At 41.1% G+C, this 14264-nt stretch carries 10 protein-coding genes; 9 read left to right on the top strand and 1 reads right to left on the bottom strand.

The window, feature by feature from the left end:
• Positions 1-534 precede the first annotated feature (534 nt).
• The 9 genes from V7L29_RS32330 (at position 535) to V7L29_RS32290 (ending at position 12647) form a co-directional block, all read left to right on the top strand.
• A complete protein-coding gene (locus V7L29_RS32330; RefSeq protein ID WP_334692655.1) occupies positions 535-1098 on the top strand; it encodes a helix-turn-helix domain-containing protein in 564 nt (187 codons plus the stop codon).
• A 13-nt stretch (positions 1099-1111) separates the two neighbouring features.
• Positions 1112-3832: a peptidase domain-containing ABC transporter gene (locus V7L29_RS32325; protein ID WP_334738051.1), complete on the top strand. Its 2721-nt coding sequence runs from the start codon at positions 1112-1114 to the stop codon at positions 3830-3832.
• A 79-nt stretch (positions 3833-3911) separates the two neighbouring features.
• On the top strand, positions 3912-5435 hold the full coding sequence (locus V7L29_RS32320) for an HlyD family efflux transporter periplasmic adaptor subunit (RefSeq protein WP_334692657.1): 1524 nt from the start codon (positions 3912-3914) through the stop codon (positions 5433-5435).
• A 117-nt stretch (positions 5436-5552) separates the two neighbouring features.
• Entirely contained in the window at positions 5553-6305 is a 753-nt protein-coding gene (locus tag V7L29_RS32315; RefSeq protein WP_334692658.1) for a peptidylprolyl isomerase, read from the top strand.
• Positions 6306-7912: 1607 nt separating this feature from the next.
• On the top strand, positions 7913-8155 hold the full coding sequence (locus V7L29_RS32310; RefSeq protein WP_334692659.1) for a hypothetical protein: 243 nt from the start codon (positions 7913-7915) through the stop codon (positions 8153-8155).
• 353 nt (positions 8156-8508) lie between these two features.
• Positions 8509-9675: a phosphotransferase gene (locus V7L29_RS32305; protein WP_334738050.1), complete on the top strand. Its 1167-nt coding sequence runs from the start codon at positions 8509-8511 to the stop codon at positions 9673-9675.
• A gap of 27 nt (positions 9676-9702) precedes the next feature.
• Positions 9703-10803, top strand: coding sequence for a T3SS effector HopA1 family protein (locus V7L29_RS32300; protein WP_334692661.1), 1101 nt, complete (start codon positions 9703-9705; stop codon positions 10801-10803).
• The gene (locus V7L29_RS32295) at positions 10800-11840 is read left to right on the top strand and encodes an aldo/keto reductase (RefSeq protein ID WP_334692662.1); all 1041 of its coding nucleotides are present in this window, start codon (positions 10800-10802) and stop codon (positions 11838-11840) included. Before V7L29_RS32300 ends, V7L29_RS32295 begins: the two co-directional genes overlap by 4 nt.
• Before the next feature lie 30 nt (positions 11841-11870).
• A complete protein-coding gene (locus tag V7L29_RS32290; RefSeq protein WP_334738049.1) occupies positions 11871-12647 on the top strand; it encodes a peptidylprolyl isomerase in 777 nt (258 codons plus the stop codon).
• 851 nt (positions 12648-13498) lie between these two features.
• Here the strand turns inward: V7L29_RS32290 and trmB are convergent.
• Positions 13499-14173, bottom strand: a complete 675-nt coding sequence (trmB, locus tag V7L29_RS32285; protein ID WP_334692667.1) for a tRNA (guanosine(46)-N7)-methyltransferase TrmB — start codon at positions 14171-14173, stop codon at positions 13499-13501.
• Positions 14174-14264 lie beyond the last annotated feature (91 nt).

The raw sequence follows: 14264 nt of genomic DNA, 5'->3' as shown, positions 1-14264 counted from the left end.
ACTTTTTTTCTCTGTAGAAAAAAAATTATCTTTACAAAAACTTTATTAAAATTTCGTGACTATTTCCGTAATTTATAAATAGGATTTGTAATCTAATCTATATTTACAAAAGCAATACACAAAACCTTGCTGTTAAAAACATCATTTATGCCATCTGTGTACAACTTTATCTCAAACCTAACCTCCAACCCTTTCCTTGGTAAAGGAGGGAAGCAAAAATTAAAGCCTCTCTCCCACAGAGAGAGAGGAATAGAAGCGGGGTTTCAAGAAGAAGTCGCACATTACGTTCATTTGTTAAAATTCAATTCCTTAGCATCAAATAAAAAACAAAATGTGAGATGTTTTTTACAACAAGGTTATCTATTACAGCTACATGGAAAAATTAGCTTTTGCATAGCTCTACTTATTTCTACTTAGATGATACATAAGTGCCAAATTATGCATCTAAAACAAAGCATTCGTGTGTCTAACCAACTAGTCAATTGTACGTGTATGTCCTACTGTCAAACGAAAATTCAAACAAAATATACAAATGTGACTAACAGTAAGTATTTAACATCATTTCAGCGGAAATTACTGTTAGGAAGTTTAGAAAAAAGTTTACCTGAATCTTACCGACAGCGCATTGAAATCATGTTGTTGGCAGATGAGGGAAAAACTCAAACAGAAATTTGTCAAATTTTGGGGTGTTGTCCAGCAACAGCACGGCATTGGATGCACATAGCCCGGACGGGGATGGCGCACCAATGGCAAGATTCCCCCATTGGTCGCCCGAAGGCAATAAATGACGAGTATTTAGAACGTTTGAAAGAACTGATTAGGAGTAGTCCCCGCGATCATGGCTATGCTTTTCGCCGCTGGACAGCAAACTGGCTGGGGAAACATCTGGTAAAAGAATTTGGGATTGAGGTGAGTGATCGCCATATCAAGCGACTACTCAAACAGATGGGATTATCCACACTACCAAAACCCAGTAATGTTAAACAAAACAACACTGAACAGGCTCAAAGTTCCAAAATTTTGATTAGTGACCTGAAATCGACAACTATTGCCGATAATTCTGAATTGTTACTTATTAACTTTGCAAAACTAGGATAAGATTTAGACATTTATGGCGCAAGAGATATCCGCTCAGTTGCTTTCTGTGCAACAGTTCAACAATACTCTGGGTTATTCTCTTTCGACAGAGGAATTTCAACACTATCTTCAACAAGTTAAATTTATTAACCCGAAAGTCGGCAAATTCTGGCAAGGAACTGATGTCCAACCAGGAATCTATATTGTGATCGCTGGTAAAGCAAGGTTGCTAGATAGCGCCGATGAGTTAATCGCCACTTTGGAGGCGGGAGAATCATTTGGGGAATTTACCTTGTTTAAGCAGGATGACTTTAAACCTTATGCAGCAAGAGCTTCAGTAAACTTGCAACTGTGTTTTGTTCCGGGTGAGGTGTTGTGGCCGTTGATGGCTAAATATCCCCAAATTCGGGAGCATTTGTGGGCTAAGGCGCTATCTCGTAACCCTCAACAAGTGGACTCAGATAATCCCCCATCTGACTCAAAAAGGCACCATGAAACGAAGATTTTGTCAACGCCAGCAGTAGAGCTACGCGAGAAAAAGATTAGCAAAGCCTATTTTCCCAACTCCAGGCAGCGAGTCGGGCATTTATTACAGCGTGTGATTCGGCGCTATCCGTTTTTTGCACAACAGAGTGGATCGGATTGTGGTGCAGCTTGTTTAGTGATGGTGTCTCGCTATTGGGGGAAAAACTTTAGTGTAAATCGCCTGCGGGATATGGCCAATGTTGACCGCAATGGCTCGTCACTGCGGGGGTTATCGGCGGCGGCGGAAAGTATTGGGTTTACCACGCGACCTGTGAAAGCGAGTCTTGATCAATTGGCGAAGCAAAAATTGCCTGCGATCGCCCACTGGGAGGGGAACCACTACATCGTTGTCTATAAAATAACTCCTAAACAGGTGATTGTGGCAGATCCTAATATTGGTCAACGCACCCTCAGCCATGCCGAATTTAAAGCCAACTGGACTGGTTACACATTGCTGCTGCAACCGACAGCCATGCTCAAGGATACCAAAGAGACTTCTACCCCCTTTTGGCAATACTTTGAGTTGATGAAGCCTCACTCTTTAGTAATCTTGGAAGTGTTTGTCGCTTCCTTATTTATCCAGATATTTGGACTTGTTACTCCCTTATTCACGCAGTTAATTTTAGACCGAGTGGTGGTACAGCGTTCTGAACTCACATTAACGGCGGTGGGGTTAGGGTTACTAATTTTTAGTTTATTCCGGGTGGCGATGACGGGGTTGCGGCAATATCTGTTAGACCATACGGCGAATAAACTCGATTTAGCATTGATTGTGGGATTTATTCGCCATACCCTGCGGCTACCCTTGAGTTATTTTGAGTCCCGTTATGTGGGGGATATTATCTCTCGTGTACAGGAAAACCGTAAAATTCAACGCTTCCTTTCTGGTGAGGCGTTGTCCATCCTGCTGGATTTAGTCACTGTCTTTATCTATTTAGGATTGATGTTTTGGTACAGCTGGAAAATGGCGTTGCTGGTGTTAGTGATTGTACCGCCTTTTTTCCTGCTGGCATTGATTGCCACACCTTTTTTACAAAAGATTTCTAGAGAAATATTTAATGCTGTTGCTAAGGAAAGTAGCTATCTGATTGAAGCCCTTTCTGGTGTGCGAACAGTTAAATCCACAGCAGTGGAACAGACAGTGCGTTGGCATTGGGAAGAGTTATTAAGTAAGGAAATAAAAACTAACTTTTCCGGGCAAATTATCAGCAATCGCCTGCAAATATTTAGCAACACAATTGAAGCAGTGGTAACTACCATCTTGTTGTGGTTTGGGGCGTACCAAGTGATTCACGACCAGCTAACCATTGGGCAATTGGTAGCATTTAATATGTTGCTGGCAAATATTATAACACCCTTCCAACGATTAACAGTTTTATGGAATCAATTGCAAGAAGTGGTGATTGCCGTAGAACGCATTAATGATGTGTTGGATACGGAACCTGAAGAGGATTTGCAGCACCAGGTACGGCAATCTTTACCAGCTATTAAAGGTAATATTTGTTTTGACAACGTGACGTTTCGCTATCACCCTGAAAGCGATATCAATGTTTTGGCAAATCTTAGTTTTGAAATACACAGCGGGCAAATGGTTGCCCTGGTGGGACGGAGTGGTTCGGGGAAAACCACGATTTCTAAGCTGGTTTTGGGGTTATATCCCCCCACAGATGGCAAAGTGTTGATTGATGAGCATGATATTACCAGTCTTTCGTTGCGTTCTCTACGTGAGCAGGTTGGGGTAGTTGACCAAGATACCTTTTTGTTTGGCGGAACGATTCGGGAAAATATTAGTTTGGCACATCCTGGGGCAACTTTGGCAGAGATTATTGAGGCGGCGCGATTAGCGGGTGCTGATGAGTTTATTAAAAAGTTACCTATGGGTTATGAAAGCCAGATTGGTGAAGGAGGGGGGATGTTGTCTGGAGGACAGCGACAAAGAATTGCGATCGCTAAGGCGTTGTTAGGCAATCCCAAGCTATTGATTTTGGATGAGGCGACTTCCCATCTAGATGTAGAGTCAGAAAGGATTATTCAGACGAATTTAAACACAATTATTCAGGGCAGAACCACCTTAGTAATTGCCCATCGCCTTTCAACTGTGCGGAATGCAGATTTGATTTTGGTGCTTGATCGCGGGGTGTTGATTGAGAGTGGGACTCACCAAGAGTTGATGGCGAAGCGGGGACATTATTTTTATCTCAATCATCAGCAGTTAGATGTTGCGGGGTGAAAGAAGAGGACAAGAAGGAAGCTTTTCTTGTCTCCCCACTGCGAAAATCCCAAATCCCAAATTGTTATCAGGAAAAATCATGCCAAACACATTGAATGGAAGGGTTCAAACCCAAATCTATGAGGTAGAACAGCCCAAGGAAATTTTAAGTGAGCAAACACCAGCTAGATCAACTGATGATTGGGCTGACGCAACCAAGGATTTACTTGATAGCTTGCCCCAAGTTTGGACAAGGGGATTGCTATATTTTTTGGTGGTGTTTGTATCTATCATTTTACCTTGGGCGATGCTATCTAAGGTGGATGAAACGGGGACGGCAAGAGGGCGACTTGAGCCAAAGGGAAAGACGGTTCGGCTGGATGCTGCTGTGGCAGGTACTGTTGCCGAAATTCGTGTAAAGGAAGGTGATTCAGTTAAAACTGGACAGACTTTACTGGTATTGGAATCGGAATTAGTTAAGGCGGAATTGCGGCAGGTACAGGATAAGTTGGAGGGGCAATTAAATCGACTTTCTCAGTTAAATTCATTTAAAAGTCAGTTAGTTGTATCTTTGACAACGCAACAGCAACAAAATCAATCTCAACAGTTAGAAAAGCAGGCTCAAGTTGATCAAGCGCTACAGAATCTGAATGTTCTTAAGAATTCCTACGATTTACAAAAAGATGAAAAATTGGCTCAAGTCAATCAGGCACGGCAAACTCTTGAGCATAGTCAAACTGCTAATAAGTTAATAAACAGTATTTTGGCGAGTAGCGAGCGAGAAGTTAAACGCTATCGCAGTCTTTGGCAGTCAGGGGTTATTTCAGAAACTTATGTTGTGGAGAAGCAAGACATAGCTAAAGACAAGCAACAGTTATATGAACAAAATAAATCAGATATTCAGCAAGCTAAACTACGTTTGGGAGAACAACAGAGTAGTTATGAGCGGACTATTCGGCAAGCAAATGCAGATATTGAACAGGCACAGTTGCGACTGAAAGAACAGGAAAGAAGTTATCAGACCTTGACTCGTTCCAGCAAGCTAGCTCTGCTAAAAATCGACGAACAACAGAAGAATCTGGAGACAGAAATTACTACGCTTCAGGCAGAAATTGCTCAAAATATGAGTCAGATTGTCTCCTTAAAATTTCAGTTAGGACAACGAGAGTTAAGAGCCACAGTGAATGGTAGAGTGTTTCAGTTACCGATACAACGGGCTGGGTCTGTAGTGCAGCCAGGAACTATGATTGCGGAGATTGCACCCCAAGGTTCGCCTTTAATAATTCGGGCGCAAATGGCGACAAATGAGAGTGGTTTTTTGCGAAAAGGTTTGCCAGTCAAGTTAAAGTTTGATGCTTATCCATTTCAGGATTATGGAATAGTGGAAGGAAAATTATTAGAGATTTCTCCTACTACCATACAGGTGGAAACATCTAATGGGAAGGTAGCAGCTTATGACTTGGAAATTGCCCTAAAACAAAATTGTATTCCCTCAGGTAATAAATGTATTACCTTGCATCCTGGGGATACAGCGACAGCTGAGGTAATTGTGCGTCAGCGTCGGATTATTGATTTTCTGCTTGACCCATTTAAAAAGTTGCAGCAGGGCGGTGTGAAATTGTAGAGCCGCGGTACTTATACATTCCTAAACCTAATCACCTTATAAGTAACGAAAGGGGACGGAAAGCTCCCGTCTCAGCGAAAAACATTTAATGTCGTTTATCTACTTAGGAAAAACATCATGTCACAAACTATTATTATTACCAATGAAGATATTCTTTCTCAAGTAAAGCTATCTTGCAAAATTCCTGAGTTTGTTGAGGGGATTGTTACTCGCAAGGTTGTAGAAAACGCCGCATTTGAGGCGAGTCTCAAAGTAGAGACAGAGGAACTTCAGATAGCAGCAGACCAAATCCGGTTAATGAACAAACTCAATAGTGCTGATGATACCTGGGCGTGGTTGGAAAAACATAGTCTTTGTATAGATGATTATGAAGAAATTGTCTACACCACCGTCATTTCTGGGAAGTTAGCCGCTCATCTGTTTGCAGATAAAGTTGAACTCTATTTCTTGGAACACCAGCTAGATTATGCAGGTGTGGTCATGTATGAAGTTTTTCTGGATGATGAAGACTTGGCGATAGAACTCTTTTATGCGATTAAGGAAGGTGAGATGAGTTTTTATGATATTGCTCACAAATACATCCAGGATACGGAATTACGTCGCAAAGGGGGATATCAGGGGATAGTGCATCGCAAAGATCTAAAGGCGGAAATTTCTGCTGCTGTCTTTGCTGCCAAGCCTCCCCAACTTCTCAAACCTATAGTGACATCTTCGGGAGTACATCTGATTTTGGTGGAGGAAATTATTCAAGTGGAATTGGATAATGCCCTATACCAAAAAATTGCTTCAAATTTGTTTTCTGAATGGCTAAAGGAACAAATCGCTAAAGTTGATGTTGTTAACTACTTAGGCTGTAATTCCGAAGCCTAACCTTAAGTCCTACTCTGTTGGCAACAGTGTTATACACTCCTTTTTGGGGTGACGCACAAGTACGAAGCCTAACCTTAAGTCCTACTCTGTTGGCAACGGATAAACTTGTTACATTCCTTTTTCCACACTCTCTTAATAAAAGTGCAATTACCTTAAGCTCTCACGAATAACTACACACTAGTACCGCAAGGCGGAAGTCAAAAGTCAAAAGTCAAAAGTATTATGGAATAAGCTCTAAAGAGCTTTTCAATGGTCTGCTTATTTACGCCGTGCTGTACTAGGTAGACACTAGACACGACCTCTGTGAAACATCATGCTATCGGAATTACCTCATTTTCATCTGTTCTGGTGTACGCAGTTGATGATGCCTACTTATTTAACCTCTCCAGAAATTAAATATGCATTATCAAAAACCCTTGTAGAGACGTAGCAGTGCTACGTCTCTACGTTCTTTTTCACCAGATGTCTATTTAACCTCTCATATCATGTCCCGCAAATCACTTATGATATATCATTGCCAGTGAAACGTACTCCTACGGAGAAGCAAGCTACGCGGACCGTCTCCAAGAGTTACAATTTGCTTGCGGTTTAAGATTGCTTCTCTAGGAGACGCTATGCGACCGAGCGTCACAGCCCATCGTAGACATCGCCAAAAACCGGACTTATAATGTTTAGCCCAAAACAGGTGTTTTACCTGTAATCACATACTTGAGTTTTTGTCAACATATAGTTAGTGGACTGGCTCTCTAAATCCCTCTAAATCCATGCCACGTGCTAAAGAGCCGGAACGCTAAGAGCGAACAAGTCGGCAGAGCGCAAGGGTGCAGTGGCTCCCCGATAAATTGGGGGACTTTGATTCCGGTTCTCCCTTTTTAAGACTTGCTCGGCAGGGTGGTTTCACACAAGCACAGAAAAACTAAAACTGGGTTTCAAAGCCTCTCCCCCCGTGGGGGAGAGGTTTAGAGAGAGGGAAAAAGCCTGGACACAAAACGAGAAATCAAGACTTATGTATTTTTCTTTTTTCGTATGAAACTACCCCCTTTTTAAGACTTGCTCGGGGAGATCAATAAGTGCTTAAAGTACCAGCCAACCACTTTTCAAACAACCTCTCAGAGATGTAGTCCCTCAGAGAGAACATTAAAGGACAAAACTCCTACACTAATGTCTGTAAAAGTAATTATAGAACCATTGATTTCTTTAATGTAAGGGACTTCCAAAGAATAAATTATTCCAAAAAAACAAGAGACAGCAGATATTTAATAATGATAATTATTATGAGGGAGATAAAAGGGGTTGCCGACGGCAACCCCTTTTCTCCCAATACGGTTCGGTTAAAATTCCTCGCCTGCGACGACCCCCTTTTAAGGGGCTAAAAGAGGGTTATAATCCCCATTCCTAAGGGTGAGGTTAGGGGGATCTTTAAAAGATTAAAACGTGTCAAATGGGAATTTCGTGACATAAAAGCTTTAGTTGTGTCTCTCAAAGCGACTTAGAAAGCTTGATTTTCAGGGTTTATTCAAGAATAATGAAATCAAGAGATTAGACAAAACAAAGTTTAACCCTCTAACGAAAGTTGCTCAAACTATTTTTTTTGAAGGAGAAATATCATGGCTTCCATTAAAATTTCTGAATTACGTCCCGTTGGTTCTGAATTGTTCCAAGATTCCGAAAGCTTCCTAAATGAACTAAATGCTCAAGATATGGAAGGCGTCATGGGAGCTAGTGTTGCCGTTGCCACTGCACTTACCCAGTCTGTAGGTTCAGTAGCTACAGTAGCTTCAGCATCAGGCGGTCAGATCAGCCAAAGCGTCGGTTTTACTGCGGTAGCAACTTTGAGTATCGCTGGTTAGGATATAAGTGATACGCGGTTTTTCATGACAATTTTTGTATAGGGGAAAGTCTAACTTTAGAAACTAACCATCTGACTACGTTTCTAAAGAAACTCTCCCACAGCTAGCTGTAATGCAAAGACTTTTTAGATATTAACATTATATCTAAAAAGTCTTATCTATTATTTACCTGGATTTTGGTTACTTGATTCATCGGAGATATTGAATTAAGAAAATAATGTTGGGATTGACGAAAAAACTGAAAAATTCTGGGTAAATTTTTACGGTAAAATTCAGATGAAGTAGTTCAAAGACTTATAGGGATTATAAGCAGTCCCAGAAATATCAATTTTTTATGTGGCAAAGCTGAAAATATGACATTTGTATTAAGCTATCAAAATGTTTTTAATTATCTGATAGATAAAAGTCTCTCTACTCCTGAAGAGCAAGCCCAAAGTGAAATAGAACACAAATATGCCAAAAACTTTAACTTGTTAGTTAGTTTAGCGAATGAGCGCAAACTGCTTGTTAAGCAAGAACGTCTCAATCGAGAAGGGAAAACGGCTGGTGAATTTTTAGGGGAATGGCGGATTCAGGAATTTTTACAGAAGTTCCCAGAAATAAGCCAGATGCGCTTTTGGCTTCCAGAGGGAATTAATTTTAATCCAGAGGATTCAATTATTGTTTTCAACTACCTGGTTAACTATCGTGATTTGATGGATTTTTACGCCAAGGAGAGTATCTTTCCCAAGACGATCGCGACTACCATCGGTACTATTCTAGCCAGAATTCATCGCTTGACTCTAGACCGTCAAGACTATCAAGACTTTTTCTCTCAAAATAAAGAGAATCATTCCGTTGCGACAATTCCCCATTTGGTTAAAGATATAGGAGTGATTGGTCCAGAAGTGTTTGGCTCTGTGCCTGCTGATGGACTAAAATTTTTTGCCCTTTATCAGCGCTATGACAGCTTAGGACAAGCTATTGCAGAACTAGGCTCTTCTTTAACTCCTTGTTGTTTGACACACAATGATCTTAAACTAAACAATATTCTATTATCTAATGATTGGGAGCAAGAAACTGTAGGCAACAGCATGGTGCGATTGATTGATTGGGAGCGTTCTAGTTGGGGAGATCCTGCCTTCGATTTAGGCTCGCTTATTGGCAGCTACCTGCATATCTGGTTAAGTAGTTTAATTACCAGTAAAGCAATAAGTATCGATGAGTCTTTGCGGATGGCGACAACTCCATTGGAAGAAATACAACCTTCCCTTTCTGCTTTGGCAAGTGCTTATGCAGCTGGCTTTCCGGAAATTTTAGAGCGTCGCCCTGATTTCTGGCGGCGAGTTATGCAATTCTCAGGTTTGAGTTTGATTCACGTTATTCAGTCAACACTTCAATACCAAAAATCTTTTGGCAATACGGGTATATGTATGCTTCAGGTAGCTAAATCTTTGTTATGCCGTCCAGAAGAATCGATTCCGACGATTTTTGGTGTACAAGCATCAGACCTAACCCTCACAAGCGTCTCTCCAGCTTAACTTTTTATTATTTATAGGTAAGCCCTCATGCAACTGTTAGGTTCGCGAAAAATTCAACTAGACACTGTTCCAGAGCCATTGTATGCATCACTGCAAGACATCATTAATAATATTAATATCCAATCTAACTTTTGTATTAGCCACCCAGATTACAAACCATTAGAATTGCCAGAGTTGGTAGTCTCCCGCTTTCAGCAGTTGCCCTTAGATTTACAGCACAAGTATCGAAAAATACAGTTATGTGGTTTTCTCTACGGTATCTATTACAATGGCTCCCTAAAACGCGTCTTGGCACTTGATGGAGAGACAACAAATTTAGCAATTAACCAAAATTTAGAAAATAACACCTTTTTAGGTCTGGATTTGGCATTCTATGATCGCCTCCATGAAAGTAACAAGGGTGAAGGCTACTTTAGTCCCAATTGGCTGGTGGTGAAAGAAGAGCCAGATGGCGCTTTAGCAGTACACAAAGATGGTTTGACTCTGCGTATTGAGCGCAGTAAACATTTACAACCGCAAGACGAATCTACAACTGTGGGGAACCCAGTTGCGATCAAACTGCCCAAGAATTTGGTGCAAAACGGTTTTTACATGGCAGTTAGTAATGCAGGCTCTTACAGTGGTAAAAATATAGTACGAGTCTATTTCAACTTAACTACTGATGGTGCAGTTGCAGTCATGGAAAGCTTGACTACACAACTTAATGCCATCGCCCTGCCTTTCAACTTTAAAGCGTTATACAACCCTTCAGATTATGGGCGTCATGACTCAGCGGTGCTTTACTTTAACAAAAACAACTATGAAGCTGTCCACCCAGTACTAGAAAAGGTGTATGCTGAACACCAATCCCATTTTAGTCCAGAAGTGCCTTTATTTACTAAATTTATCGCACCAGGGTTGGCGATCGCTGAAGAACCAGACCAAAAATTTGGCGAAAAAGAGAGCTTTGGGATGAATCGCTGTCAAATTGTAACCAATGGTTTGATAGAAGCTTGGGAGCAAGAGGAGAATTCGCCAGAAAGTCGGATGGCATCGATTTTGGCACAATTCTCTGCACTGGAAATTGACCTACAACGTCCTTACCTCAATGCCAAGTCTGAGGATATTTACCCAGCCTTAAAGTCATGAAAATTACTAATCTTGTTCCTGATATTCAAACTCCTGATTTTCAGCCGCAGTTAACAGCTGCTGAGGAACTTGCTATTGCTAATAGTAGATTTGCTCAATCAGATCTACCTTTTTACCGCAAACTTGGGCGGACTGACTTAACTGTTAGTTGTTTAGGACTGGGAGGTGGGGGCCACATCTCCAGTGAAGATACCCTTTACGCCTTCGACCAAGGCATCAACTTTTTTTTCTACTCCAGCGACTTACATCAATATCTTTATAGTTCCATGCGTCCCGCGCTCCGCCAATTATGCGGACGCGGTTCCTTAATGCGTGAGAAAGTAGTTCTGGCAACTGTCAGTTACATGATTAAAACCCCAGACACAGTAACCACCTATTTATTCGATCAATTTATCGACCTGGGTATTGACTACATTGATGTGTTTTTCTGGGGCTGGATTGATGAGCATAATCATCCTGCTTTTGAGAAATGCATTAGCGCCTCTGACGATGTCCGTGGCCCCAATACAGTGTGTCAGCGCCAGATGGAAAGAGTGTTTGGCGTATCCGAAAAGCTGAAAAAAATGGGTGCAGTGCGCTATATTGGTGCTTCTTTTCACGACCATGACCTAGCAAAACAATGGTTGAATAGTCCCTTGTTGGATGTTGTGATGGTGAGGCACAACGTGGCACATCGTACAGCCCAAAGCAAGGTTTTCCCTCATTTGGATGCCAACGATCCCCATCGACCAGGGATTGTCACCTTTAAGTCATCAGGTATGCTTAATGCCCTCTGGCAACCCCCAGTTGGTCTACCAACTGGATGCTGGCAACCTTCAGTCCCAGATTTATATCGCTATTCTTTAAGTCAAAACTCTGTAGATATTGCCTTAGCAGGTTGGCAAACTCGTGAACATGTAGATGCAGCGATTCAGGCTATGCAAAAGGGCAAACTTACTCCTGAAGAAATCGACTACCTCAACCTTTACGGTGACTTACATCGCAACCGCATCAAACCTCACGAAATTCCTAGAGAACGTTTGCTTGTTGGCAGATAGAAAACAATATTACTTAAATATCATCAAGCCATGACAGAACAATTACAACAAACTTTACCGCTCAAGGTTTTAACCAACGAACCCGTACAAGCCCATCCAGCAACCGATGCAGAAATCCTGACATATCTGCGTCATTCTGCTAGGTTTGCAGAAATTGCCATTGCTGCTGAACGTGAGTCATTAGTTTTAGCCAACTGTAACCACTTGGGAATTGAAATATCTGATGATGAATGGCAAGCCGCTGGCGATGCTTTTCGCTTGGAACATAAGTTATGGGGAAATGCAGAAACTAGTGCATGGCTGGATGAACAGCGTATTAGTGTAGACGAGTGGTCGCAAGGAATTAAAGTAGCACTGTTGGAGAACAAGCTTAAAGAACATCTGTTCGGTGCAACAGTGGATGGCGCTTATATTACTAACCGCGACAACTACAGACGGGTGGCGCTATCGCAAATTCTGGTTACTGACTTGGCAACTGCTTGGAAAATCGTGCAAATACTACGCGAAGGACAAGCTTCTTTCTGTGCTTTGGCTTTGGAACATTCTAAGGGTAAGCAGTCGCAAGAAAATGGCGGCTTTGTCGGAATTCGCTATTTAGTAGAACTAGTACCGGAAATCGTCAAACCCCTTACCGAAGCTAAGGAAGGTGAAATTATTGGTCCTGTGCAAACAAAAGTGGGGTATCACGTTCTGAGAGTGGAAAAGTGGTTTCCCATAGAATTGAATCAAGCAGTCAGAGAACAAATTATGGACTCGTTGTTTCAAGTGTGGTTGCAAAATTTGAAAAATTCCCACCATCAGGCTTAACACAGGACTGACAAAAAATAAATTATTCAAAATTATTTGTACATTTGTAGGGGCGCAAGACTTTGCGCTCCGGAGATGTGATGTTTTATTTAACTGGAAGTCCCTACGCTTGTGGGGGGACAAAAAGGGCTAGTACCGCAAGGCGGAAGTCAAAAGTCAAAAGTCAAAAGTATTATGGAATGGGCTTTTTAAGGATTTTAAATGGTTGCTCGTCTTGCAAATGCACTATTTTGGCAGTAATTATTGGAAATTCTTCTGATTAGATCGTTAATTTCAAGTTGACTCTGATATTTTCTTTCCATGTTAATTTTCCTCTAAATCTTGACATTTTTAGGCTTAAACACTGAATTAAGTTGCCTAAATATGTCCTCATTATAGGAAAAAGGAAAGCTATTAACTCTATTTTTAAGACTCTCAATTAGACATAAATAAAACTTTTATGTCACTAAAAAACAAGTTTTTAAATATCCTTATCCTATTTTTGGGGAGAGGCATATATCAGTTAATCAAGCCATATACTCTTGCATCCTATATAAATTGAATATTTCGAGTAATTATAGTCATTAACTATAATATTTATGTCCAAAAATTATTGCCAACTGGCAGGCAATGTCTAATGAAAATATACTCCACATAATAAACTCCTCAGAGATTATAAGTAGGTAGGCACGATAAAACCGACATATGTTTAGTTTTGTAAAAACAGTGAAATAACGTATTTGTGAGGTATCTACTGAATTTATATTTCGTTACATATTTGGAAATTTTCCCGCTCACTTACTTATGATTTATAAAATGTCAATATGTCAAGCAAAATTTGGCGTTTATAGTGCTAGATGCTCATACCGTCATTACCCCTTATTCACAGCTTCTTGCTTGACAAATAAAGCCCGATAAACAGGTTCACCCTTTTTTTGCGTACCTATTTCCCGTTCTGTGGGGACTGGTAGCGGGTTTTCAGCTAGCCATTCTTCTGTACCAACTTTCTGATAAGCTGGGTGAGCAGCAAAGCGATCGCGCATTTCCACAGCGACAAATTCCATATCTGATTGCAGAAACACAACTCCACCAACCGCAAGATAATTAGCTAATTCTGCCACTAGTTCTGGTTGGACTACACGACGTTTAGCGTGGCGGGTTTTAAACCAAGGATCGGGGAATTGAATTGTAACGCGTTGTAAACTTCCTGGAGGAAGCGAAGATAAAAGCGATGCCTGCGGCGGGCTTTGGCTACGCAATGAGTTATTCACATTGCAAAATAAGTAATGCAGATTTGTTAAAGCCAACTCAGAACGTAACTTATTCGCCTCCATCACCAGCGGTTCCCGAATTTCTAAGCCGAGAAAATTCCAGTTGGGTTCTATTTTGGCCATATTTACCAAAAACAGTCCTTTAGCGCAGCCAATATCTAAATGTAGTGGTTGATTTGGCTTGGCATAAATTTTTTCCAAGTCAAGGGGACTTGCTGGTGTTTGATACTTTTTACCAAGTGGATTAACATGCTGGCGGACTCGGACTGCTGCCAAAATTTGCTCTCCTTTACGTGAAAATATCTTGATATACTAACTGTGAAACTCCTTTTCGACTGATGAACTGTCACAAACGTTTGAAATTGTA

The organism is Nostoc sp. (assembly GCF_036916575.1).
Classification (GTDB): Bacteria; Cyanobacteriota; Cyanobacteriia; order Cyanobacteriales; family Nostocaceae; genus Nostoc.
Note: the sequence above shows the minus strand (reverse complement) of the source record. Positions and strands in the feature narration are given on the sequence as shown.

Bases quoted from the DNA above. Each gene is read 5' to 3' on its own strand.
- V7L29_RS32325 (WP_334738051.1), top strand. From the start codon at position 1,112: ATGGCGCAAGAGATATCCGCTCAGTTGCTTTCTGTGCAACAGTTCAAC.
- V7L29_RS32320 (WP_334692657.1), top strand. From the start codon at position 3,912: ATGCCAAACACATTGAATGGAAGGGTTCAAACCCAAATCTATGAGGTA.
- V7L29_RS32315 (WP_334692658.1), top strand. From the start codon at position 5,553: ATGTCACAAACTATTATTATTACCAATGAAGATATTCTTTCTCAAGTA.
- V7L29_RS32310 (WP_334692659.1), top strand. From the start codon at position 7,913: ATGGCTTCCATTAAAATTTCTGAATTACGTCCCGTTGGTTCTGAATTG.
- V7L29_RS32305 (WP_334738050.1), top strand. From the start codon at position 8,509: ATGACATTTGTATTAAGCTATCAAAATGTTTTTAATTATCTGATAGAT.
- V7L29_RS32300 (WP_334692661.1), top strand. From the start codon at position 9,703: ATGCAACTGTTAGGTTCGCGAAAAATTCAACTAGACACTGTTCCAGAG.
- V7L29_RS32295 (WP_334692662.1), top strand. From the start codon at position 10,800: ATGAAAATTACTAATCTTGTTCCTGATATTCAAACTCCTGATTTTCAG.
- V7L29_RS32290 (WP_334738049.1), top strand. From the start codon at position 11,871: ATGACAGAACAATTACAACAAACTTTACCGCTCAAGGTTTTAACCAAC.